Source organism: Bacillota bacterium (assembly GCA_013314855.1).
Taxonomy (GTDB): domain Bacteria; phylum Bacillota; class Clostridia; order Acetivibrionales; family DUMC01; genus Ch48.
This window is the reverse complement of sequence record JABUEW010000021.1, coordinates 1-23,268: the sequence shown is the minus strand read 5'-3', so window position 1 is coordinate 23,268 and position 23,268 is coordinate 1. Positions and strand designations below refer to the sequence as shown.

General features: G+C 36.9%; 23 protein-coding genes and 1 tRNA gene. 5 read left to right on the top strand and 19 right to left on the bottom strand.

What is annotated here, in order from left to right; all coding sequences use genetic code 11:
* Positions 1–115 precede the first annotated feature (115 nt).
* The 7 genes from HPY74_05280 to HPY74_05250 all read right to left on the bottom strand — a co-directional run bounded on the left by HPY74_05280 (position 116) and on the right by HPY74_05250 (position 4,525).
* The gene (locus HPY74_05280) at positions 116–961 is read right to left on the bottom strand and encodes an Mrp/NBP35 family ATP-binding protein (protein ID NSW90092.1); all 846 of its coding nucleotides are present in this window, start codon (positions 959–961) and stop codon (positions 116–118) included.
* 163 nt (positions 962–1,124) lie between these two features.
* Positions 1,125–1,322 (bottom strand): hypothetical protein, encoded by a 198-nt coding sequence (locus HPY74_05275; protein ID NSW90091.1) that lies wholly within the window; start codon positions 1,320–1,322, stop codon positions 1,125–1,127.
* A 53-nt stretch (positions 1,323–1,375) separates the two neighbouring features.
* Positions 1,376–1,762, bottom strand: a complete 387-nt coding sequence (locus tag HPY74_05270) for a dinitrogenase iron-molybdenum cofactor (GenBank protein NSW90090.1) — start codon at positions 1,760–1,762, stop codon at positions 1,376–1,378.
* 72 nt (positions 1,763–1,834) lie between these two features.
* The gene (locus tag HPY74_05265; GenBank protein ID NSW90089.1) at positions 1,835–2,707 is read right to left on the bottom strand and encodes a 4Fe-4S binding protein; all 873 of its coding nucleotides are present in this window, start codon (positions 2,705–2,707) and stop codon (positions 1,835–1,837) included.
* Positions 2,704–3,534, bottom strand: coding sequence for a 4Fe-4S binding protein (locus HPY74_05260; GenBank protein NSW90088.1), 831 nt, complete (start codon positions 3,532–3,534; stop codon positions 2,704–2,706). The genes HPY74_05265 and HPY74_05260 overlap by 4 nt, the downstream gene beginning before the upstream one ends.
* Positions 3,531–3,911: a NifB/NifX family molybdenum-iron cluster-binding protein gene (locus HPY74_05255; protein ID NSW90087.1), complete on the bottom strand. Its 381-nt coding sequence runs from the start codon at positions 3,909–3,911 to the stop codon at positions 3,531–3,533. Before HPY74_05255 ends, HPY74_05260 begins: the two co-directional genes overlap by 4 nt.
* A 209-nt stretch (positions 3,912–4,120) precedes the next feature.
* Entirely contained in the window at positions 4,121–4,525 is a 405-nt protein-coding gene (locus HPY74_05250) for a DtxR family transcriptional regulator (protein NSW90086.1), read from the bottom strand.
* 296 nt (positions 4,526–4,821) lie between these two features.
* On the opposite strand from HPY74_05250, the gene HPY74_05245 reads away from it, so the two are divergent.
* Both HPY74_05245 and feoB read left to right on the top strand, forming a co-directional pair.
* Entirely contained in the window at positions 4,822–5,061 is a 240-nt protein-coding gene (locus tag HPY74_05245; GenBank protein ID NSW90085.1) for a ferrous iron transport protein A, read from the top strand.
* 46 nt (positions 5,062–5,107) lie between these two features.
* A complete protein-coding gene (feoB, locus tag HPY74_05240; GenBank protein NSW90084.1) occupies positions 5,108–7,273 on the top strand; it encodes a ferrous iron transport protein B in 2,166 nt (721 codons plus the stop codon).
* On the opposite strand, the gene HPY74_05235 is transcribed toward feoB, so the two are convergent.
* The gene (locus HPY74_05235; protein NSW90083.1) at positions 7,257–7,838 is read right to left on the bottom strand and encodes a hydrolase; all 582 of its coding nucleotides are present in this window, start codon (positions 7,836–7,838) and stop codon (positions 7,257–7,259) included. The two genes, feoB and HPY74_05235, sit on opposite strands and share 17 nt — an antisense overlap.
* A 349-nt stretch (positions 7,839–8,187) precedes the next feature.
* On the opposite strand from HPY74_05235, the gene HPY74_05230 reads away from it, so the two are divergent.
* A complete protein-coding gene (locus HPY74_05230) occupies positions 8,188–9,027 on the top strand; it encodes an amidohydrolase family protein (protein ID NSW90082.1) in 840 nt (279 codons plus the stop codon).
* On the opposite strand, the gene HPY74_05225 is transcribed toward HPY74_05230, so the two are convergent.
* From HPY74_05225 to HPY74_05205, 5 genes are all read right to left on the bottom strand, one after another.
* Positions 8,987–9,388, bottom strand: coding sequence for an ABC transporter ATP-binding protein (locus tag HPY74_05225; GenBank protein NSW90081.1), 402 nt, complete (start codon positions 9,386–9,388; stop codon positions 8,987–8,989). The genes HPY74_05230 and HPY74_05225 overlap by 41 nt on opposite strands.
* Positions 9,389–9,684: 296 nt before the next feature.
* Positions 9,685–10,005: an ATPase gene (locus HPY74_05220; protein ID NSW90080.1), complete on the bottom strand. Its 321-nt coding sequence runs from the start codon at positions 10,003–10,005 to the stop codon at positions 9,685–9,687.
* A gap of 165 nt (positions 10,006–10,170) precedes the next feature.
* Positions 10,171–11,028: a DUF89 family protein gene (locus tag HPY74_05215; GenBank protein NSW90079.1), complete on the bottom strand. Its 858-nt coding sequence runs from the start codon at positions 11,026–11,028 to the stop codon at positions 10,171–10,173.
* Between the two features lie 64 nt (positions 11,029–11,092).
* A complete protein-coding gene (locus HPY74_05210; GenBank protein NSW90078.1) occupies positions 11,093–11,464 on the bottom strand; it encodes a VOC family protein in 372 nt (123 codons plus the stop codon).
* Positions 11,465–11,959: 495 nt separating this feature from the next.
* Positions 11,960–12,367 carry a HEPN domain-containing protein gene (locus HPY74_05205; GenBank protein ID NSW90077.1) on the bottom strand — a complete coding sequence of 136 codons (408 nt, stop codon included), beginning with the start codon at positions 12,365–12,367 and terminating at the stop codon, positions 11,960–11,962.
* A 904-nt stretch (positions 12,368–13,271) separates the two neighbouring features.
* On the opposite strand from HPY74_05205, the gene HPY74_05200 reads away from it, so the two are divergent.
* Together HPY74_05200 and HPY74_05195 are read left to right on the top strand one after the other, a co-directional pair.
* Positions 13,272–13,634 carry a helix-turn-helix transcriptional regulator gene (locus HPY74_05200; GenBank protein NSW90076.1) on the top strand — a complete coding sequence of 121 codons (363 nt, stop codon included), beginning with the start codon at positions 13,272–13,274 and terminating at the stop codon, positions 13,632–13,634.
* A 20-nt stretch (positions 13,635–13,654) separates the two neighbouring features.
* The gene (locus HPY74_05195) at positions 13,655–13,999 is read left to right on the top strand and encodes a hypothetical protein (protein ID NSW90075.1); all 345 of its coding nucleotides are present in this window, start codon (positions 13,655–13,657) and stop codon (positions 13,997–13,999) included.
* A 716-nt stretch (positions 14,000–14,715) separates the two neighbouring features.
* On the opposite strand, the gene HPY74_05190 is transcribed toward HPY74_05195, so the two are convergent.
* The 6 genes from HPY74_05190 to HPY74_05165 form a co-directional block, all read right to left on the bottom strand.
* Positions 14,716–14,791: transfer RNA gene (locus HPY74_05190), tRNA-Thr, on the bottom strand.
* A gap of 153 nt (positions 14,792–14,944) precedes the next feature.
* Entirely contained in the window at positions 14,945–16,654 is a 1,710-nt protein-coding gene (locus tag HPY74_05185; protein NSW90074.1) for an S-layer homology domain-containing protein, read from the bottom strand.
* A gap of 139 nt (positions 16,655–16,793) precedes the next feature.
* Complete coding sequence (locus HPY74_05180) at positions 16,794–18,563, bottom strand: S-layer homology domain-containing protein (GenBank protein ID NSW90073.1); 1,770 nt, start codon at positions 18,561–18,563, stop codon at positions 16,794–16,796.
* Between the two features lie 55 nt (positions 18,564–18,618).
* Complete coding sequence (locus HPY74_05175; protein NSW90072.1) at positions 18,619–19,788, bottom strand: iron-containing alcohol dehydrogenase; 1,170 nt, start codon at positions 19,786–19,788, stop codon at positions 18,619–18,621.
* Between the two features lie 100 nt (positions 19,789–19,888).
* A complete protein-coding gene (locus HPY74_05170; protein ID NSW90071.1) occupies positions 19,889–20,119 on the bottom strand; it encodes a hypothetical protein in 231 nt (76 codons plus the stop codon).
* Between the two features lie 311 nt (positions 20,120–20,430).
* A complete protein-coding gene (locus tag HPY74_05165) occupies positions 20,431–23,022 on the bottom strand; it encodes a hypothetical protein (protein NSW90070.1) in 2,592 nt (863 codons plus the stop codon).
* Positions 23,023–23,268 lie beyond the last annotated feature (246 nt).

Sequence of the window (23,268 nt, the reverse complement as noted above, 5' to 3'; positions counted from 1 at the left end):
CAAATTATTTTGCGAGTTTGATTTGCCCCGAAGTGAATTTACAGGCTCTTAAGACTTGGAACATTTAGTTACCGGAAGCATTTTCTTCATAAAAATAAAATGCGCACTATCAAATCTATCTACCAGAAATATTCTCAATAGCATCTAAAGGATAGTCCATATAATCCTTATTGAATTTTTCTATTTCTCCTTTATCGCAAAGTTCTGCTAAATAAGGGTCAATTGGTATTCTCCCGAGAAATGGTATACCCATTTCTTTTGCAATCTTTTCAGCTTTACTCTCTCCGAAAATATTTATCTGTTTCCCGCATTCAGGGCAGACAACATAGCTCATGTTTTCAATAATCCCAATTACAGGCATATTCATGGTTTTAGCCATGTTGTAAGCCTTTTTAACAATAAGTGAAACAAGGTCCTGAGGCGAGGTTACAATAATGATACCGTCCAAAGGTATGGATTGGAATATGGTCAAAGGTACATCACCTGTTCCCGGAGGCATATCGAATAACAGGTAATCAAGGTTACCCCAAATCACATCGGTCCAGAACTGTTTTACTGCACCTGCGATTAGGGGTCCTCTCCATATAACGGGAGTATCTGTTTTATCCAGAAGCAAATTTATTGACATAATTTTTATATCATTATGGGTTCTTGCGGGATAGATGCCAAATTCACCGGTTTCAACCTTGTAACCATCCCCGCCAAACATTTTGGGTATTGACGGTCCAGTAATATCTGCATCCAAAATTCCCGTGCTATAACCCCTTCTTCTCATCATTACTGCCAAAAGCGAAGTTACAAGGGACTTTCCCACTCCTCCCTTGCCACTCAAAATTGCAACGGTTTTCTTAATATCGTTTAGTTCATGGGTTTTGCATTTGAAGCCTTCTGACTCACATTTTTCTTTATCTGCACAATTACTGCAATTACTCTTTTTGTTTTTTTCTGAAACATCCTTCATTTTTTTCCACTCCCTTTTTCCAATTTTGTTCTTTATCTGTTATTATGGGCTCTTGCTCTTAAAAACAAGAAAAATAGTACCACTATTTTGGCACTATGTCAATAACGGTACACTATTATCGGTACACTACTATCTATATATTATCAGGCAAAAATTAAGTTATTTATCCCCTTGTCATCCGTGCTCCACATTTCGGGCACGTTATGGAATAGCAAGGTATTCCTCTCTGATGAATTACTTTTTCTCCGCAATTAGGACACACACAATCTCCGCTGGGACCTGCACCTGCCCTATTGCCACCCATTCTGCCCCTGCCTTTTCCGAACCTTAAGCCTCTTCCTGCCCCAGGTCCCTGTCCCATAGGCCCTGTTCCATCTCCCAAAGGCATTGCAATCACCTCCTGGTTACTCGTTATTAATTATCATGGGGATGGTCACACTCTGTCTTCTCCACCCCGTAACCTTTTCCAGCCCCCGGTGTACATAAACTGTTTCCACCTTTAAGTATACCCTTCTCAAGCTTTGCGACCACTTCATCTATTTTTCCTTCTATACCTGTTATTATTTTAATCCCATATTCTTCAAAATAACCTGCCGCACGTGTACCCATACCTCCACAGACAATGCAATTCACATCTCTTTGGTGCAGAAATTGAGGTATATATCCGGGGGAATGTCCTGGATTTGGAATAACTTCTCTTTTTTTTGTTTCTCCATTTTCAATATCAACCAATGTAAAATGCTGGCACCTGCCAAAGTGCTGAGATACATATTCTCCTTCTGTAGATATTGCAATACGCATACGCTTTTATCCTCCTTTATAAATGTTTTTTAATTAATCTGTTGTGCCAGTTAATTTAAGGGTTGTCGCATGTTACTTTTTTTCATCAAGCTTCTCCATTTCCTCCTCAAGCCTTGCCCATAAACTCTTAATCCTGTCAGTTACACTGCTATTTCCTACTTCAACCGGCGTTTTAAATTCCTGCAGTGCCTTCACAATTGAAGGATCAAAAGGTATTTTGCCAATTACAGGAAAATTGTTTTTTTTGCAAAAATCTTCTATTTGTGAAGCAACCTCCTGATTTAAATCATATTTATTTATACAAACAAATCCGGGAATTTGGAAATGGCGTGCGACACCCAAAACCCTCTCAAGGTCGCTAAGGCCTGATTTTGTGGGCTCAGCAACTGCTACTACCGCATCAGTCCCTGTAATGGATGCTATAACCACGCAACCTATGCCAGGAGAACCATCTATTAAAACCCACTTTTCGTCTTTTTTATAGTTATATATGTTTTTTCTTACCTCTGTAACAAGTTTTCCGGAACCTTCCGCTCCAATGTCAAGTAATGCATGGGAAAAAGTCCCCCTATTTGTGGCAGATACATATGTTTCCCCCGTTTTTACCTCTTCAAGGTGTATTGCTCCCTGAGGGCACACTAGTACACAAGCTCCGCACCCTTCACATTTCATGGGTATTATCTTAATGTCTTCACTTATGGCGCCAAACCTGCATGTGTCTCTACATACACCACACTTCACACAAGAGCAATTATCGATACTTGCTTCTTTTGCTCCAAAGTAATCTTCCTTTTTTAGAGTCTCTCCTTTTAGAAGGATATGCAGGTTGGGTGCATCTACATCACAGTCTGCAAGAACTTTCTCCTTCACCAATATACTCAATGATGAAACCAGGGTGCTTTTTCCTGTTCCTCCTTTTCCGCTTATAAATACAACCTGTTTCATTTTGCAGCACCCCTTTCCAATTTCTTGTACAGTTCTCTAAATTTTTCTTTCCATTCCATGCTGCTATGGGTAGGAAGTATTCCCTGCGAATATGCACTTGCAATCTCCCGGGAAAACGGTATTTCCATAAGAATTTCGATATTTTCATTTTTACAAAACTCATGTATAATCTTACTGGCATCTGAAGCTTTATTTACAACTACACCAAAGGGTATTTCCATTTTTCTTACAAGTTGTACCGCAATTTTCAAATCGTGAAAGCCAAAAGGTGTTGGTTCTGTGACAAGAATACAATAATCGCATCCTTCAATAGAACATACTACGGTACATGACGCTCCAGGCGAACAGTCAAGAATTACAGGCATATCTTTTTTTATATGCCTTTTGAGTTCCTGTATTATAGGAATGCTTATAGGTTCTCCTATATTCAATTTGCCATGGAGAAATGTCTCGTCTCCATTCATTTCAACAATCCCTATTTCTCTTTCAATTTCATGTATTGCATCATTAGGGCAGGCTATTGTACAAGCCCCACAGTGATGACATATTTCAGGAAACACAAGGACCTTTCTTTTCACAACTGCAATTGCATTAAACTGGCATACCTTACTGCACTTTCCACAACCATTGCATTTCATAACATCAATTTCAGGTACAAGCACTTTTACAGAAATATTTTGATATAACTCGGGTTTCAAAAAAATATAGCCGTTAGGCTCTTCAACATCACAGTCAATATACTGGCATGACTCCAATGAAGCTGCCAGACTTGCAGAAACGGTAGTTTTCCCTGTACCACCCTTACCGCTTAAAACAGCAATTCTCATTTCTGCCCTCCATTTATTCCAAGGCCGGAATGTGCCGGTACTGTAGCTTCGATTTTCTCAAGAAGTCCTCTCTTAAAGCTTTCGATATTTTCTTTCACAGAAATAGCCATGCCTCTATATATATCAATATCTGCAGCCTTTAAAACACTCATCGCGTTAGGCCCTACATTGCCTGTTATTACAGCTTTTATATCCCTGTCAACCATCATCTGGCCTGATGTAATTCCCGCACCTCCTCCAGACGTTGCTGCAGTATTTTCAATGCTTTCAAACTCCATAGTATCAGTATCCACTATGATAAAATAATCAGCCCTTCCAAACCTGGAATCCAGCATACTATCAAGTGAGTTTCCTTTCGATGAAATACATATTTTCATAAAATCTACACCCCTTTAACTATATAGTAGTCATCATTGTTACCTGTAAATATTATTAGCTTTTGCCCATAATATATTCTATTATTTTTATGGGCATATGTCAATAATAAATTGTAGTTTTCATTCATACTTCAGCAAATAAAAGCTTTTAGTTGCGTATTAGTTAAATACCTATACTCCCGTCTGTATATCATGCATAATTTAAAAGCTTACATATCAGTTTTTTCATTTTTAAAATAAATAAATTTTTCCAGAATATCGGGATTATTTTCAAAGAAAGTATTTAGAATATTTATACTATTAAGCGTGCTATTGCTGACATTGTGCTCTATTAGTTCTGTCTGGACCAATATGTTCTCCTTTACACCTATAGTTTTTAAAAACTTTTCTATGATATTATGCCTTTTTAGTAGAAACTCCCCTATTTTTTTGCCCTTATTAGTTAACAGAATAATACCGTACTTCTTATAATCCAATAAGTCCATAGCAGTAAGTTTCTGGACCATCTTGGTTGCTGATGAAGGTTTAACATTCAATAGTTCAGAAAGGACATTTATTCGGATATATCCATCCTGAAGGCTGTGCCTGTAAATCATCTCAAGGTAATCCTCCATAGCGTAAGTTAAAAGCCTTTTTTCCTGCTCAAGGAGTTCATACCCCCGTACTGTATAAAATTCCCGGTTGTTTTCCACTGTTTACCACTACCTTTTGGTCTTCATTTAACCACATCTGCAATTAATAGGAGGAATTGGTGATTTTATTTAATTTATATTCGTAACACTCATATTTTATTTTACATATATTAGTCATGAGAAAAAATTTTTCACGCCGCTTATTTAGAACAAATAAGCGATTTATTGAAATGACCGGTAATATGCTTAATATTAAATATTATTTGGGGATTGGTTCTATGGTTGATAATATTATACCATTAAATCTTCTGCCTCCGGGTAGAAAAGCCAAAGTAAAAAAGCTTAGTTCAACAGGTATTATTAGAAGAAGAATGCTAGATTTAGGTTTAATAACAGATACAGAAGTAGAGGTATTGCAGAAAAGCCCATCAGGCGATCCAACAGCATATAGCATTCGTGGTGCAGTAATTGCCTTGCGTTCTGAGGAAGCCGGTAAAATATTGGTACAATTACTTTAAATTGAATGTTAACAGGTTTTGAACTAATCCGGAAGGTGTTTTTGTTATGGGTCTTACAAGTCAATCTACCGGTACAAGAATCCTGGCACAGGAACTGAAAATAGTACGTACCACACCTCATGAGAGAGTAATTACACTTGCAGGTAACCCTAACGTAGGTAAAAGTACGGTTTTTAATAATTTGACAGGCTTGAAGCAACACACCGGGAACTGGCCGGGAAAAACTGTTACAAACGCCCAAGGGAAATGCAAGCATAAAGACAGGGACTTTATTTTTGTAGACTTACCCGGAACCTACTCACTAATGGCAAACTCAGTGGAAGAGGAAGTTGCAAGAGATTTTATTTGCTTCGGAAATCCTGATGCAACTGTAATAGTTACAGATGCTACATGTCTTGAAAGAAACCTCAATCTAGTGCTTCAAACCCTGGAAGTTACGCAAAATGTAGTAGTCTGTGTAAACTTAATTGACGAAGCAAAAAGAAAAAAAATATACATTGATGTGAATGGACTGTCACATTGGCTGGGCGTACCTGTTATTGGCACAAATGCCAGAAGTAATAAAGGTCTGAAAGAATTAATGGATGCGGTTTATAATATAACAGAAAAAAAAGTTGTAACTAATCCAATAAAATTCAAATATAACAATTTAATAGAAGAAGCCATCCAAATGATTGAGCCTTATATAAAGGGCCTTCTTCAAAATAAGCTGAATAGCAGATGGGTTTCACTGAGATTGATCGACGGAGACTCTTCCCTGCTCAAAGCTTTAGAAAAATATGCAGGATTTAGTTTAATGGAAAATCAAACTTTGTTAAATCAAATTCAGAATGCCAGAGACTATCTAAATAAAAATGGTATTGATCATGACTATTTAAGGGATAATATTGTTTCTTGCATAGTTAAACTGGCAGAAAAAATCTGTACGGATATAATCCGCTTTCATAATGAAAAATACAACAGTATCGACAGAAAAATTGACAGCATTGTCACTTCAAAGTTATTTGGAATACCTATAATGATAGGGCTCCTTGGAATTATATTCTGGCTTACTATAACAGGAGCAAATTATCCTTCTGAAGTAATTGCTTCTTTTCTTTTTTGGTTTGAAGATATCCTGACAGATTGCTTTGCATGGGCAGGAACTCCACCATGGATACACGGTCTGCTGGTAATGGGAATATATAAGACACTTGCATGGGTAGTATCTGTCATGCTGCCTCCCATGGCCATTTTCTTCCCCTTGTTCACATTGCTTGAAGATTTAGGATACTTACCAAGAGTGGCCTTTAATCTGGATAATTTCTTTAAAAAGGCATGTGCACATGGAAAACAGGCATTAACAATGTGTATGGGTTTTGGATGCAATGCTGCCGGAGTTATCGGCTGCAGAATCATTGACTCTCCAAGAGAAAGACTAATAGCAATAATTACAAATAATTTTGTCCCGTGTAATGGACGATTTCCCACACTAATAGCAATAATAACCATATTTATTACCGGAACTGTACCCGGCCCATTCCAACCTGTTGTATCTACTTTGGCGCTATTAGGAGTCATCATTTTTGGAATAGTAATAACTCTTTTGGGTTCAAAAATATTATCCGGAACTGTTTTAAAAGGACTACCTTCATCATTTACTCTTGAACTTCCTCCATACCGTAAACCGCAAATAGGCCGGGTTATTGTTCGTTCAGTATTTGACAGGACATTCTTTGTATTGGGCCGTGCCATTGGAGTTGCTGCACCTGCAGGATTAGTTATATGGATTATGGCAAATATTCGCATTGGAACACTCAGCCTGTTGGACCATTGCGCAGGCTTTTTAGAACCCTTTGCTTTTCTTATAGGACTTGACGGGTATATTCTAATGGCATTTATATTGGGCTTCCCTGCAAATGAAATTGTTTTACCCATTATTATCATGAGTTACATGGCAACAGGCTCAATACTGGAGTTAGGAAGTCTTAGTGAGTTAAGGGAACTGCTACTATCCCACAATTGGACCTGGCTTACGGCTGTATGCACAATGTTGTTTTCCCTTATGCACTTTCCCTGTGGCACTACCTGCTGGACTATAAGGAAGGAAACGCAGAGCATGAAATGGACCATTGTATCCTTTCTGGTACCGACTATAACCGGAATAGCTGTATGTTTTATTGTTGCAAGTGTTGTACGCATCCTGGGCTTGTATATTAGAAGTTTCCTTTAAGCCCTATACTTTCCGCTACTTTTTGCATACCCTTTATGGTTTCTTCAATTATTTCAGCCAGTTCCATACCAAGAAGCTTTGCGCCTTCCTCGATTATTTCTCTATTAACACCCGCCGCAAAGTTTTTCTGCTTCCACTTCTTTTTTACCGATTTTGCCTCCAGGTCCAGTATGCTTTTGGATGGGCGCATAAGCGCTGTAGCAGCTATTAACCCTGTCAATTCATCAATTGTATACAAGACTTTTTCCATCCTATGAACAGGTTCCACATCAGAACAAATCTTCCATCCATGGCTTTCTATTGAGCGGATATAGTCCTCAGGCCAATTTCTTGCTAAAAGTATTTCTCTTACCTTTCTGCAATGTTCATCAGGATACATTTCATAGTCAAGGTCATGTACTAATCCTATAATTCCCCACTTTTCCTTATCATCTTCATTAAGCAGCTCTGCAAAATGCAGCATGACAGCCTCAACAGCCAATGCATGCCTTATATGACTTTCATCTTTATTATATTCTTTTAAAAGTTCAAACGCCTCTTCCCTGCCTGGGATCACATTTTCCATTTCCACATTACCTTCCTTCCATAAAATTTTAACCATTTCTTTCTTTTGCCAAACACTTTGCACTAAACTTAAATCAACAAAAACTGCGAATTTCCGCACAAACTATTAAAGTTTATTATATATGGCAAAAATCACAAATTCAATACCCCGTAAAGATATTTTGTAGTAAAATATAGGGGTCTATAAAAATACAGGAGAAACCTCATTTCATTAGTAGCTTCGAATTTTTCCGCATATTGTGCTTTTATCTTGCATGTGCTAGAATGTTTACGGTTTATTTATTACATTATTGATTGATTTAGTGACTTAACAAAGTATGAAGGTGAATTTTTTGATGAAAAGTAAAATAATGTTAAACAGAATAATCGATATACACGCACACATATTCCCTGATAAAATTGCAGAGAAGGCAGTTGAAAATATAGGAAACTACTATGGTATTCCCATGCATGGCAAAGGTACCGTTTCCGACCTTCTGGAAAGCGGCCGTAAAATCGGAGTCTATAAATACATTGTCCATTCTACTGCAACCAAATTTGAACAGGTAAAAAGCATAAATAACTTTATAGTGTCGGTTCAGGCATCCAATAACTGTATTATAGGTTTTGGTACCTTACATCCGGGGCTCGGAAACATTGAAATTAAAGAGGAGATAGAAAGGCTTAAGTCCTTTGGTATCAGAGGCGTTAAACTTCACCCTGATTTTCAGGGGTTTGATATAGATCATAAAGGTATGATGCCGATTTATTCTGCTATAGAAGGGAAGTTTCCATTATTGATACATATGGGAGATGAAAACAAGACTTTTTCAAGGCCTAAAAGGCTTGCACAAATTTTAGATATGTTTCCCGGACTTACAGTTATAGCTGCCCACATGGGAGGTTATAAAATGTGGGAGGAATCTATGGAATACCTTGTAGGTAAAGATGTTTATTTTGATACATCAAGTACACTTATGTTTTTAGATAGGAGCAGAGTTGTAGAAATGATAAGGACTCACGGAGTTGAAAAAGTCCTATTTGGAACTGACTATCCGATGTGGTCTCATCAGGATGAACTGCAAAGGCTTTGTGAATTAGACCTTTCTGCTGATGAACTGGAACTTATATTGTGGAAAAATGCATGCAGGATTATTGATGATATACCACTCATGCAAAATTATACGTTGAAAGATGACGCAATTGGTTAAAACTTGCGTGCATAATATTCAAAATGCTGATAACTGCGCTAAAAGCTCCAATAGATAACTTCCCTTGCGACATATATAATACAGCTAATACAATAATGGCAACGATACATACAGACTTTATCAGATTAAATAAAAGCTCAAAGCATAGTCTATAAAGCTGTAAATTCATCTCCTCCTGCTCAATCTCTTGCCTGTATTCCTCCCATTTGTTTTTAAAATACCTGTCTGAACCAGATATCCTAGTCTCAAGTAAATACTCCCTACTAATGATATGTCTGACACACTGATCCTGTTTTCTCCTCTTTTCAGTAATCTCCTTACGCAGCTTAGAGGGAAGGCCACCATACACCGGATTTGGCAACAAAATAAAATATACCCCCAAGTTCAATCAATCTTCCGATAATATTAGGGAAAAAGTCACAGCTTGAGAATATGCTTCCCTTTGTTTTTGAGATACACGCATCAATGTGTTTTGGGTTTCTACATTTTCAAAGGCCTGAAACACCAAATTAGATACATCATCAAAATTTTAAAAATGGCTATATTTAATGGTCGCAAATGTTAAAAAATTATTTTTAATTTCATCATCCTGATCCGTAATAAAATCGTAAAATACCTTATATTATATTCATGATATTATTTATTATCCTCCTTTTGTTATTTTACTTCTTTTTTCCGAGGCTCTGCCTTTATGCTTTTGTCCGATTTTTCAAACTTCTTTTCAAACTCATCATATGCCTTTGCGATATCCAAAAAACCTGCTTTTTTCAATTGGTTAACCACTACTTTATGTATTTCCTCCGTAGTAATTATGTCTTTATAATCTTTCCTTACAGTTTCTTCTACTAATTTAGTTATAATATTAACATCTGAACCGGTAAGTGGTTTTTCCGCCTCATCAGAAACCTTCTCAAGGATCAACTTGATCTTATCAGCATTAAAATCCTGAATTCTCCCATCCTTCTTTTTGACTTTCATTAATAATCACCTCACATCCCTAATTTCAAGTATATTATATCCCCCTGCAAATCCTGGTTAAGCATGAATATGGCCATATCCTATTTCTACCTTTATACCTGCTATAATTTCTACCTTTATACCTACTATACTTGCAAGCCAATACAATATATTTTAGCCAACAGCCTATCCGGCAAAAAACACTATATCGCCAAATTCTGCTCCCGCTACCTTACTGACCTCCTGGCACTTAATCTTCAATAAGAAGAAAACCTTACTCCTGGCTAAAGCTTGTCCCTCTAAAGACTCGAAGTTGGCCTGCCCTTTGGATAGAATCAGTTTAGCAGTTTCAAGCCTATTTAGAAAAGCCTTGGAAACCCGCTTTAAACTTATTCCTAAAAAATTAGTTCCTGTAGTTATTACCTCTGCTATTTTATCCATGCCAACATAAATTGCATCAGATATAGTTGCATCATTTAAAATAGGTCCTTCTTTAACCGCATATACTACCTTTTTTCTCCTTCGGACCAATTCTTCAACCAGTATTTTATCAAACACAATCTCGCCGGCATTATCTCCTAAAAACAGTATCTCTTCAACATCTTCAAGTTTTTTTACAAAATATGTATAGTTATCCTTTGAAAACCCAATCTCTAAACTGTGTTTTAAGCCTGCATCTATATCATAACTTCTATTTATACCAAGGTCAATGACGTTTCCGGCAACCGCTACCTTTAAAGCTTGATACAGACTATCTTTGGAATCCTCTACAATTGTCTTGAGTTTTGGATATACAGAAAGTGCTATATCATTAGATTCCCTTTTGGCTCTTTTGTATGGATCGTTCACTCCAATCATTTCATAAGCTTTAAGAAGGACTTTAGTTGAATTTTCTGCAGGGGAATCATTTCTATCAAAACTCTTTACATAGTCCATCAGTTCATAAATTATTTTATATTGAGTATCCTCATCTACTCCTGCATTATCCATGCAGATAACTACCTGTTTTAGATAACAGTGTACACAATCTATATATGATCTCATACCTCTTCCCTTTCTACGTATAAAAAAGGAGCTTACATATTTAGGCTCCTCTTCTTTCCTGCTGTTACTTCCTTTGAGGAATAATTTCTATCCAATACCCATCAGGGTCTTGAATAAAGTAAATACCCATAGACTTGTTTTCAAAACATATACAGCCCATGTTTTTATGATGTTCATAAGCTGCATTGAAGTCATCTACGACAAGGGCCAGGTGTATTTCATTATCAGATAGGTCATATGGCTGTTTTCGATCCCTAAGCCAGGTAAGCTCTACCTGATGCTCGGTAGTTTCATCACCCATAAACACCAATATAAAACTTCCATCAGATGCTTCTTTCCTTCTAATTTCCTTTAATTCTAGAGCTTCCTTGTAGAAAGCCACGCTTTTTTCCAAGTCCATAACATTAAAATTGGTATGAGCAATTGAAAACTTCATCATTCTTTACCCCTTTCTTACTTTTCTTACCTTTTTAATGAATAACACTTTATGTTCTTAATATATTTAATATATTTTTTTAAATATAATAAATAATATAACACAATGTAAATTATATAACGTAAATTTTATAATGTAAATTAAGTTTGGAAATACATAGGAAGCATAATGTTCCTGTGTTTCTACTGCAAACCCGCTATGGTGTAGATACCAAATCTTAATCTGATTCCCATCCATTGTTGCCATCTGCCTTTCTTTATTAATAACCGTCTTTGACTAAATCAAACGGTTTATCATCTATTTGTCAAAGCTGTTCGGACTTTACCTTATTATATTTGCCACAAACCAATCTTTAGTAAACAGCTGTGTATCTTATTACTATTTACTACTCTATGGAAATTATTCTCTTTTATATTTTTTAATTTTGGTTCTTTTTCATTTTTTGTATATAAAAACGCATTCTGTGATAGATTAAGGGATTATTAAAACTTACTTCTAACGTAATCTATTACTTCTAACGTAATCTATTATCTTCTCTGCTTTATCAATGGCCATTTGAGCATCATCATCGTCAAAAACCTCAGCAGATATGCCCCCCGGTAATCCGTCCGGACACCTTGTCGGGATGTAATATTTATCGAGCGATGCTCCGTATTTTTTTAAAACAGTAAATTGTCCATCAAAAGCTGTTGCATCTTCACATAACTCAGCTATTGAATGTCCCCATACGAATTCAGCGCCCTGCAAATATAAAAATGCTTTTATAGCCTTTTCAGCAGCTTGCTGTGAAAGAAAACAACATAGATTATACCTTTTACCTGAGACTGCAAACATGGCATCATCCAAATCTCTTTCGGCCTGAGCTAACCACCGGTATGCATTTTTCTTAAAATCAGGCTTCATAAATTATTCTCCCTTCTTTTATGGCTCTAAATATAAAAGGGTTATCAATTTTAAGGTTTTCAAATTCTTCAGGGGTATAAACCAAAATATCCGTAGCAACCTCAGGATTAATTTCGGTATAAAATTCTTCTATCCTCTTTAAAAATGGTTTGTCTGTTTTTTTGACTATTATTCGGAAATTATATAATGTTGGAACATAATATAGCTGTAAATGTTGGAAACCCTATTGCAACAACCTTTTAGACAATATTAAGTTTTCAGTGTCCCGATATATGGAGCTTTTAGCTTGTTTGCGTAATATTTATATAATAAAATACATATAACAAATGAATGGTTATGTGGAGTTGAACCGGAAATATCACTATTTAAAGATTATTATCGGTTTAAAAAGTACGAATGGAATAAGGGTTTTGAATAACAGGTAATGGAAGCCGTAAATAAGGGTATAGAGTGGTATCGTAACGCAGGTATGCTGCATGATAATGGGAATAAAGGAGTATATGAAGGTTTAAAATCGGAAATATATCCGGACGGGACTCAGACTGTTAACACAAATTTTAGGGCAGATTGCATGCGTATTTCTCATATTCTCCTGTAAAGAACTGACGCTCGCCGAATTCAGCACTGATTAAGTCCATATTGTCCATAAATTTATAAATGAGAGCTCTGGTTATTTGTTCTACTTCATATTGTCCTTACCAAGCTTTCTTAAATCTTCAAGAGAGTAGGACTGGCAGGTGGCAAGGCTTGCAATCTTACCGTATATAGTTTTGATAGTAACAACCTCATGTTGTTTTTATTATATAACAACTTTAAGTTGTTGTCAATTACTTTTACGAAATTTGGTTGTTATTATTTATTTAAACAACTTTTTGTTGTAAAATTATATTGCGAGGTGTTTTATGTGTTAAATGAAAGAATTAAGATTTTGCGTGAAAAAGAAAAAATGTCCCAAAAAGTACTCGCTGAAAAGTTAGGAGTTACCCAGCAAGCTGTTGCTAAATGGGAAAAAGGTATTTCTGAGCCGGACGCCTTGACGATTAAAACGATGTCTGAATTTTTCAACGTATCAACTGATTATCTTTTAGGACGAACAGATATTATGGAACAGGTCACTGATCCAACCACACCTGATGAAGCAAATGAGATATTGGAAACTCTCCACAAACGCCCAGAAATGAAGACATTATTCAGTATATCGAAAAAAGCCACAAAAGAGGATATAGAAAGGGCAGTAAAAATTATAGAAGCACTAAAGGGTGAGTAAAAGAGAAAGGATGATAAAAAATGGAAAACGATAAATTATTCGAATTCATGACTAAAATGTATGGTGAAATGCAGGAAGGATTTAAAAGGGTTGAAGATAGGCTAACTGTGGTCGAAGATAGGCTAACTATGGTTGAAGACAGGCTAACTATGGTTGAAGACAGGCTAACTATGGTTGAAGACAGGCTAACTGTGGTCGAAGACAGGCTAACTATGGTTGAAAAGACCGTACTTAAAATTGAGGATGACCACGGTAAAAAGCTGCAGGCACTGTTTGACGGTCATACTCAACTAAACAGTCAATTAGACAGAATAGAAAAGGAAGTAACAAAGCATGATGAATTTATCCTGCGGAGAATAAAATAGCTTTAGGGTGATTAAGTCAAGGGGAAATGCAGAGAATATAGAGGATATAAGGCACATAATAAAAGAATAGTTGGATGCCAAATGAAAATAAGTCCTCATACAAGGGGTGGTTTTTATACCACGCTTACAATCAGTGGTAAAAAGCATTTCATATATGGAAGCACTCCGGAAGAAGTTGAAAGTAAATATATTGAAATGAAGTATAAACATAATTAAGAACACGATGTTAATAAAAATCCTACTTTGGAAAGTTACATGGTGCAATGGTATAATGCGTATAAAAAAGGCGAAGGAGCAATACAGACTCAGAAAATGTATCAAAACTGTATAAATAATCATATCAATACTGCACTTGGTAGCAAAAAAAATCAAAGAGATAAACATCTACGCAAGTACAAACATTTTTAAAAAGCATTAAAAGCTCTAAAAGTCAGCACACAAAGTAAGGATTACTTTAAATCAAATATTTAAAGCAGCAATAGCAGATAAAATTGATGTGAGCATAATGAGAAAAATTTATACTCATATCTAGGATGAAAGGAAGCAAAAAACTATTAAAAAGCTTGAATCACTTTATGAAACGCCCTCTAAAGACTAACTTTTTTCACAACTTTTTAAGTAAATTTTCACAACTTTTAAACCTTTTTAAACGTTTTTATAATTCATCAATAATAAAATAAAAACAGCTAAAATATTGAGTTTAGCGGCTTTTAATCTGGAGCTGAGGAAGGGACTCGAACCCTCGACCTAATGATTACGAATCATTTGCTCTACCGACTGAGCTACCCCAGCGCATTCCACCATGTATCATATACATACAAGAATAACAATAAATAGAAATATACAAATACGCCGCCCTGTATGCCGGATTATGACTCTATAGGCTGAAATCATCAACCTATAGAGCATATCACAGTAACATACTATATCATGTTAGAGTATTTGTCAATACCCCCATACCCTGTACAGCAAAGTTGCCATTTCTGCACGACTGGCCTTTTCTTTTGGAAGAAACCTTCCATCAGGAGTTCCGGTAATAACTCCCATACTTGTCATGGCTATTATTGAATTGTATGACCAGGTACAGGTATCCTCACTTACATCTTTATAAACAATACTAATACTATTATTATTATCATTAATACTGTTACCCCTGCTGGCAAGAGTATTCCTGTCAGATAACAGTACCCTGTTTACCAAAACAGCCAATTCTTCCCTTGTTATGGGCTGGTCGGGGCCAAAAGTCCCGTCACCTCTACCGAGCACAATTCTATGTTGTGCAGCAATTTCAATTTCATTTTTTGCCCAGTGTTCCGATATATCAGTAAAAATAATGGGTTCTTCTTTCTCCATATTCTCATCATTTTGGCTACTGGCAACTTCTTCGCTACTGCTCACTTCCGTTTCCATTGCTTCCCCTTTCAATCCCAAGGCGCGCACCAATACAACTGCAGCCTCTGCACGGGTAAGCGGCTTATCAGGAGCGAAGCTTGAGCTACCATTTCCTATCATCCAGCCCTTACTGGCAACAAAAATTATAGATTTTAAAGCCCAATGACCCTGGGCATCCGTATAATAATGCCCATTAAGCCAAAGGCTGTAATAATCCCATGTGTTAGGCGTCTCCTGTCCAAGGCTCCAGCTTCCTGTACCTTTCAGGCCATATTTTTTAACCAGGCTTAGCTTTTGTTTTATCGACTGCTCATTCTCATACCATATTGTATATGTCCCCGCATCTAATTTTTTACCATATATATACGGTTTTTCATCACTGGATTTTATAGTGATAACCGCCCTTGGGGAAAAAGATGCATAGTCAAAACTAACCTGTCCCCTGTATTTTGCAATCAGCATTTCAATATCATTTAAGCTTGCACCCTGTCCACTTATTCCACCGCCGTTTTTCCATATACGACCGAAAAACGGTATTCCCAAAACTATCTTCTCCTTAGGAACTCTTTCCAGGGCATATTTTATTGAATCCTCAACAAATTTAATACCGGCTACAGGTCCTGCACTACCGCCGCTGTAGTGTTCATCATAAGCCATAACCATTAAATAATCGCTGTATTTGCCTAATGCAGCATAATCGTAAGAACCGTGCCACCCTTTTGTCAATCCTTTGGGGTTGCAGGCAACAGCCACTGCAAGAATCTTTCCTTCAGGAAGCTTTTGACTTAATAACTTTACAAAATCAGTATAATTATCCCTGTCTTCTTCATTCAAGTTTTCCAGGTCTACATTAACACCATCCAGATTATATTCTATGATAGCATTAATAATCTGATCAGCCAGCTTGTCCCTTTTGCTCAACGCCATCCTTCCCAAAGACCTGTCCCAGTGATTGCTCAGGAAAGGGACAACCCTGATACCCTTTTTATGCATTTTACTGATAAAATTCGTATCTATTGTGGAAGAAAGCTTTAGACTCCCGTCCGTATTAAGATCAAAATAACCGGGGGATATTTCGTTTATTGAGCCCTTTGTGTTTTCTATACAGGCCAGATAATTGGCTTTATCTTCAAAGTATATATATGACATATTAAACTTATAATCTAAAGCATTTGCAAATGATCGTGCTGAATATGGGTAAACAATAATAAATGCAATTAATATTAAAGTTAGTAATGATGTAATTAACCTCTTTCCAAACATAGCTTCTGTACCCCCCTCATTATTTAGGATACAGAATCCAGTCAGAAAATTCAACACATAATTTATGTAAACTTACAAATTTCCTGATTTTTTTCCCTTAGTCACATTATATTTTCATTATATTTTCATTATATTTTATTTACTTTCCCCATATTCTATATAGCAATGCCGACATTTCAGCCCTGCTAATTTTTTCTTTAGGGTTGAACTTTCCATCAGTCGAGCCGGTAAATATCCCCAGTTGTGACATCCTTACTATTGAGTCATATGACCATTCGCATACTTCCCTGCTTACATCCTTATAACATATCTCTATACTTGTATTGTTATGAGAAATATTGCTATTAGCATTTGTTGTATTGGAATTAATTCCCCGGCTTAAGTTTAAGGCCAGTCCCCTGCTTGCTATAAGCGCTCTGTCCAACATAACAGACATTTCCTCCCGCGTCACCGGCTCATCAGGAGAAAAGGTGCCATCCCCCTTTCCCATAACTATTCTATGCTGTATGGCAATTTCAATTTCTTTTTTGGCCCAATGTCCGGATATATCATTAAAAACAATTTTACCTTCATTTCCTTTTTCCTTATATTCTTCAAGTTGAAGAGCCCGTACAATAGCTACAGCAGCCTCTGCCCGGGTAAGGGGTTTATCAGGTGCAAATCCGGTTTTGTCTTTTGCTTCTATCCATCCGTTGTTTAATACAAATATTATAGGGTTTTGAGCCCAGTGTCCCTCGCAATCAGTATAATAGTACCCGTTAAGCCAGAGGTTATAATAATTCCATATATCTGGCGTTTCCTGCCCCAGGCTCCAGCTTCCAGTGCCTTTGAGGCCATACTTCTTAACAAGGCTTAACTTGTGTTTTATAGATTCCTCATTTTCGTACCATATTGTATATGTGCCCGGACGCAATTCACTTCCGTTTATAACAGGTTTTTTATCACTGGACTTTATAGTGATGGTAGCCTTTGGAGAAAGATAGGCATTACTAAAAATAACACTCCCTCTATAGCTTGCGACAAGGCTTTCCACCATTTTAAGGCTTAAACCCTGTCCGCTTACTCCTCCGCCACTCCTCCATATTCTGCCATAAAAAGGTATTCCCAATACAATCTTTTCTTTAGGCACTCTTTCCACTGCGTATTTAATAGAATTTTCAACAAAGTCTATACTTGCCACAGGCCCTGAAGGCCCACCTGCATAATGCTCATCATAAGCCATAACCATTAAATAATCACTGTACTTTGCCAGAGCCTCATAATCGTAGGAGCCATACCATCCGGTTGTTATACCCTTTGGATTGGCAGCAACAGCCACAGCAATAGTTTTATCTCTCGGAAGCTTGCTTCTTAACAACCTCACAAAATCAGCGTATCTATCCCTGTCTTTTTCGGTAAGGTTTTCAATGTCAATATTAATTCCATCCAGGTTATGCTTTTCTATCACAGCGGCAATCTCATCCGATAACTTATGTCTTTTACTCAAAGCAAGTCTTCCCGAAGTTCTGTCCCATTGGTTGCTGAGAAAAGGTACAACTTTAATTCCCCTTTTATGCATTTCACTAATGAAATTCTCATCTATTGTGGAAGAAATGAGTAAAGAACCGGTTTGGCTTAAATTAAAATAATTTGGAGAAACCTCGCTGATTGCTCCCTTTGCATTTTCTACATATTTTATGTAAGAATCCTTATCGTTGTAATGTATATACGACATATTAAATTTAAAGCCACCGGCGTCCGCTCCTGTCCCGGTGTCTTCAGAGGGCAGGGATGAACCGGAAGTCCGGCAGGGGAATAAAACTGCCAATACAAGAAAAGCAACTGCTATGGATTTTCCTGCTGTCTTTATTTTACCTGCTGTTGCTTTTACTGTTGGTATGCTCCCTGTTGACAACCTTTTCCCTGACATAATACACCTGTTCCCCCTACTCCTGTTATTTAAAATTATTGTAACTTCAATATCTTTACAGTGCAAGTTTCAGGATATTTAAAACATCTTTTCTTGTCAGTTCCACAAACTTACCTACAGTATTACCGTTTGTCATTTTACATTTTTCAGCCATTTCTTCCAGCCTGTCGCCGGGTATACCCGCACCTTTAAGCGTAGTCGGAAGTCCTATCTCTTTAAAAAACTTCTCCAACCTATTTATTCCCTCTAATGCCGTTCTTTCGGGAGATTCAAAACAATATTCAACATCCCACACCCTTGTTGCAAACTGTGCAAACCTGTTTATGTTATTTTTATAAACATATTTCATCCATGCAGGGAAAACAATAGCAAGTCCTGCACCATGAGCAATGTCATATATTCCACTCAATTCATGTTCAATTTGGTGAGAAGTCCAGTCTCCAATCCTACCGGTTCCTAAAAGGTCATTATGAGCAAGAGTTCCTGTCCACATTATTTCCGCTCTTGCATTATAATTATCAGGTTCTTCTAAAGCTATAGGCGCATTGTTAATTACAGTTTTCAGCGCTGCTTCGCATAGCCTATCTGTAAGTTCTACATTGGGCGTGTTTGTAAAATACCTCTCCATTATATGTGCCATAATATCAGCAGCCCCGCACGCAGTCTGATAAGTCGGTAATGTAAAGGTAAGTTCCGGATTCATTATAGCAAATTTTGGCCTTATAATATCAACATTAAGCCCTCTCTTGTACCATCCGTCTTCATTAGTAATAACAGAACTTTTACTAGCTTCACTTCCCGCTGCCGCTATGGTGAGGACAACACCTACAGGAAGAGATTCCTTTGGTTCTGCCTTTCCTGAGTAAAAGTCCCATACATCCCCGTTATATGGTACTCCTACACCTATAGCCTTTGCCGAGTCAATTGCACTTCCTCCTCCAACTGCAAGGATAAAATCAATGTCATTCTCCCTGCAGATTTTAATACCTTCCTTTACAAGACTTAACCTGGGGTTAGGTTTTACTCCTGAAAGTTCTATAAAGTCAATACCTGCTTGTTTGAGAGATTGTATCACCTTATCATAAAGGCCGGTTTTCTTTATGCTGCCCCCTCCGTAGTGCAAGAGAACCTTTTTGCCGTATTTTGCAGTTTCCTCTCCCACACGGTTCTCGGTACCTTTCCCAAAGATAATTTTGGTTGGGCTTATAAAATCAAAGTTTACCATAAAAACCATCTCCTTCAAACATAACAATAATATTCACTCAATACCTCATTTGTATCTGCCCATCCTTATTGCCCTATTATATAGTGTTCTGGCATTATTTTCAACATATAATTGGTTTTCCCTTTGTATAGGCATTTCCGAAGTCGAAATTATCGTAATCCCTCCATCCTTCTTTAACATACGGAAAAAAATCCGGATGCTCTAAAGCCACTTCTTCGAGATCATATCTCAATTGGTCCCATGAAGCATTACTGATGTGGACACTTGAAGGTATCCATTCAGGGTTGGCAAATCTTGCATTTCTAATATAGTTTTCCCGAACTGACAGCACAATAATTTACCTCCAATACATAGCTATCGTATAATATGATTATATACCTCCCTCTACCTGAGTTCAAGTAAAATTCAAGTGATGGATTGTGTAGATTTTCAAATTAACCACCACGCCGGGCATTATCCGGCACAAAAATTGATGAAACATAACTTAAAATGTTGTACAATATACTTAAGCATATGGCATAGACCACGGTTTTAAGAAATGGTCCTGTTAGCAGTCACTCTCTTTGGGAATGAAAAAATCACCTTTTTTGAGACTGTAGGGACAAGGAAGCTATAGCTAATATGTGCCTTCGCTAAAGACATTCATGTGCATATTCTATACTGTTGGGGCTTCAGTACTATATCATATATAACTCCCGAACAAACGGCTTCTACTTTGAAACTAATTTCTTTATCCGAAGAGTTGCAAAATACTGCCCTGTTGTTTGCAGCTATATCAATATCTAGTGAAATATCTGAAATATCTGTATTTTTCAGGTCATGCAAAACAAAGCCAGACTGATGCCAGCCTGATTCTCTTTTGCTAATATCTCCATTCCAGATATATTTGTTTTTTTCAATTCTGTTATGCCCTTTGAAAAGATATATTGAGTTGCTGTTGTTATTTATACTGCTATTTGTACTCAGATCAATATATCCCGCAGCCGAAATATTACTGTATTCACGGTTGCAATAAATAAGGAAATTATTAAAAATCAACATACTCACATTATGGTCATCTACATTTAATACAGTAACATTTTTAGCCAATTCAGCAGTTTCTTTATAAGTACAATTAGGTAAAGAAATAAGAATGAATGGCTCTAATGAACTGCCTTTTGATAAAGAGAACGGTTCTCTGCATTTATTAAGAGTAAGAATATCCTCAATTCCTTTCCATTTGGGATATTGATGCTTGTTTACATATTCGACGGAATTGTTATTAAATATTATATATCCGATTTCATTATCAATATTAATATAAGACACATTCTGCCATTCAACTATCCTATCCGGATCTTTTCCATAGTACCCTTCAAAAGTTTCAATTTTATCTCCTTCCAGGTAAACATTCCTATATCCTTTTGCAACATTAGGCATATAGCCATAATGCTCATTTCTTATGCCAATGGTACCCGTTTTCATTTCTTCTACCATACAATCTTCAGCAGCCGTAAATTTCTCAATATAAACAGTGTTTCCGTCCGGAAGGGCAACAAATGAAACATCCTGTAATAATTCCCTTCGTCCCCTTTCAATCCTTGCAGTTACTGCAAAACCGTCCTCTCTGGGTATTATGTTCTCATCTATCACATTTCTTATTACATCTTCATTCGTTATTCCAAAATTCAAGCTGTTATTTGAGTTCTTATTTGATATCTTGTTTGATTTATTGCCCTGTTCATCGTTAATTTCAGTATTCAGGATGCAAGTTGATTCAGTATTTTGTTTGTTGTCTCTCAACTTTACTACACCCGTATAACTGGAAATCATAGCTGTAACAGTCCACATACCTTTTTGAGGGAGGGTAAGAGCCATTACACAATTTCTCCAGCTAAAGCAGCTGAAACTATTTTGGGTCCTGTGAATAATGCTGTTGCCGTAAGGATAGTTGTATACTCCTTTTAATTTCAGATTTAATTCTTCTTTGCTGGTTGGAATTTTACCTTCCCCTCCAAAACAATGTAAAAGATATATTTTCGCAATACCACAGGCTGCCTGGTGTTCCATATCTTTTGCTGTCTGGAATTCAGTAATCCTGCATTCTTCACCCCTGGCTTCATATAAACAGCCGTTTTTGTTGCTGTCCTGAATTTTTGCAACGCTTTCCAATGCCATTCTTTCAAGAGAAGCAGCATCCTCATTCTTTTTAAATATATTCAAATATGCATGTACTACGGCTGTACCGGCTTGTTGGTTATACCACCAGTCTTGACCCTGTATGGGTGTTATCAGGCCATCATACATTGTCCATACTTTCAAAGCCTTTTCATAAATATCATCCCAATGCAGAAAGGGGTTGGGTACAATTTCCTGTCCTGCAAGCAGGTTAAACAAAGAAATATGTCCTCCAAAAATCAATCCGGCACTGAGGTAATTCGGGTGCACGAATCCATGATTCTCAGTTGTATAATCCGGATGTATCGTGATGCTGTTAATCCAGCCTCCTGCCAAGGGTTTGCCAAGATAATTGCTTCTATTAAACCTGTCAAGATATGTGGTACACGCACATAATAGCCACTCAATTGCCTTTTGTCTCCATAATTCTGCATTTTGATGTTTGGAAAACATTACAGCTGCTATAGCTATACCAAGAGCTGTCCACCCATTTTCCTCACATTGGGTATCAAAGTATGTACCATTTCTCGGTTTTTCTTTCGACCAACTGTCTGCATAATTTGATAAAACATTTTGTACCAAAATACGGGTTTCATCATCTAACTTATCCCATAATATCCAAGCTGCAAGTCCAAATTGTGAAATTGGAACTCCATGCTGACTCGCCTGGAAAAATCCGTCTCCCTTGCCTCCCCATTTTCTGAAACTGCAGTGAGGATTGGCGCTTTGAACTCTTACACAGTCATCAGGTCCGGTATCATGAGTAAAGCCCAGGTATCGTATGGCACTAACAGCTCTTTTTAGTACCTGTGATCTCGGAATACCTGTAATTTTTTCATCATATTCTCCGAGCCTTGCAATTACTGCATATACAAGGGCTGTACCTGCTGTTTCCAGTCCATACCAGTAGGAACCTCCAAAAAAGTGTCCGCAATTTTTTCTTATATCCCACTCCTGGTACTGTTTTTCCGCATAAGGCAACCATTTTAATAATATGGAATATGACTTCTTGCAAAGCTCATTTTCTTTAATACTATCCCATTTAATAGGAGTTGTCTGCCATATATTGTTATTCATACATCACACCTCGCTAAATCCAACTTAACTTAATATTTCACAGAGATGAAGCACGAATTTAAAAGAAAGAGAAAACAAGAGTTATAGAGAGTAGCAAAAAAATATTTTCGCAAAACCGAGTTGGACACGTACAAGATTAGTATTGTATAGTAGACTTGGGGGAGGTAGGTAATCAAGTCATGAACAATACTAATAGAACATTTTCAGGTAGGACATTTAGTCCTGAAGATATAGAAATGATAAAAT

Coding starts and splice junctions, on each gene's coding strand:
- HPY74_05280 (NSW90092.1), bottom strand. CDS start 961: ATGAAGGATGTTTCAGAAAAAAACAAAAAGAGTAATTGCAGTAATTGT.
- HPY74_05275 (NSW90091.1), bottom strand. CDS start 1,322: ATGGGACAGGGACCTGGGGCAGGAAGAGGCTTAAGGTTCGGAAAAGGC.
- HPY74_05270 (NSW90090.1), bottom strand. CDS start 1,762: ATGCGTATTGCAATATCTACAGAAGGAGAATATGTATCTCAGCACTTT.
- HPY74_05265 (NSW90089.1), bottom strand. CDS start 2,707: ATGAAACAGGTTGTATTTATAAGCGGAAAAGGAGGAACAGGAAAAAGC.
- HPY74_05260 (NSW90088.1), bottom strand. CDS start 3,534: ATGAGAATTGCTGTTTTAAGCGGTAAGGGTGGTACAGGGAAAACTACC.
- HPY74_05255 (NSW90087.1), bottom strand. CDS start 3,911: ATGAAAATATGTATTTCATCGAAAGGAAACTCACTTGATAGTATGCTG.
- HPY74_05250 (NSW90086.1), bottom strand. CDS start 4,525: ATGGAGGATTACCTTGAGATGATTTACAGGCACAGCCTTCAGGATGGA.
- HPY74_05245 (NSW90085.1), top strand. CDS start 4,822: ATGGTTGATAATATTATACCATTAAATCTTCTGCCTCCGGGTAGAAAA.
- feoB (NSW90084.1), top strand. CDS start 5,108: ATGGGTCTTACAAGTCAATCTACCGGTACAAGAATCCTGGCACAGGAA.
- HPY74_05235 (NSW90083.1), bottom strand. CDS start 7,838: ATGGAAAATGTGATCCCAGGCAGGGAAGAGGCGTTTGAACTTTTAAAA.
- HPY74_05230 (NSW90082.1), top strand. CDS start 8,188: ATGTTAAACAGAATAATCGATATACACGCACACATATTCCCTGATAAA.
- HPY74_05220 (NSW90080.1), bottom strand. CDS start 10,005: ATGAAAGTCAAAAAGAAGGATGGGAGAATTCAGGATTTTAATGCTGAT.
- HPY74_05215 (NSW90079.1), bottom strand. CDS start 11,028: ATGAGATCATATATAGATTGTGTACACTGTTATCTAAAACAGGTAGTT.
- HPY74_05210 (NSW90078.1), bottom strand. CDS start 11,464: ATGAAGTTTTCAATTGCTCATACCAATTTTAATGTTATGGACTTGGAA.
- HPY74_05205 (NSW90077.1), bottom strand. CDS start 12,367: ATGAAGCCTGATTTTAAGAAAAATGCATACCGGTGGTTAGCTCAGGCC.
- HPY74_05195 (NSW90075.1), top strand. CDS start 13,655: ATGGAAAACGATAAATTATTCGAATTCATGACTAAAATGTATGGTGAA.
- HPY74_05185 (NSW90074.1), bottom strand. CDS start 16,654: ATGTTTGGAAAGAGGTTAATTACATCATTACTAACTTTAATATTAATT.
- HPY74_05180 (NSW90073.1), bottom strand. CDS start 18,563: ATGTCAGGGAAAAGGTTGTCAACAGGGAGCATACCAACAGTAAAAGCA.
- HPY74_05175 (NSW90072.1), bottom strand. CDS start 19,788: ATGGTAAACTTTGATTTTATAAGCCCAACCAAAATTATCTTTGGGAAA.
- HPY74_05165 (NSW90070.1), bottom strand. CDS start 23,022: ATGAATAACAATATATGGCAGACAACTCCTATTAAATGGGATAGTATT.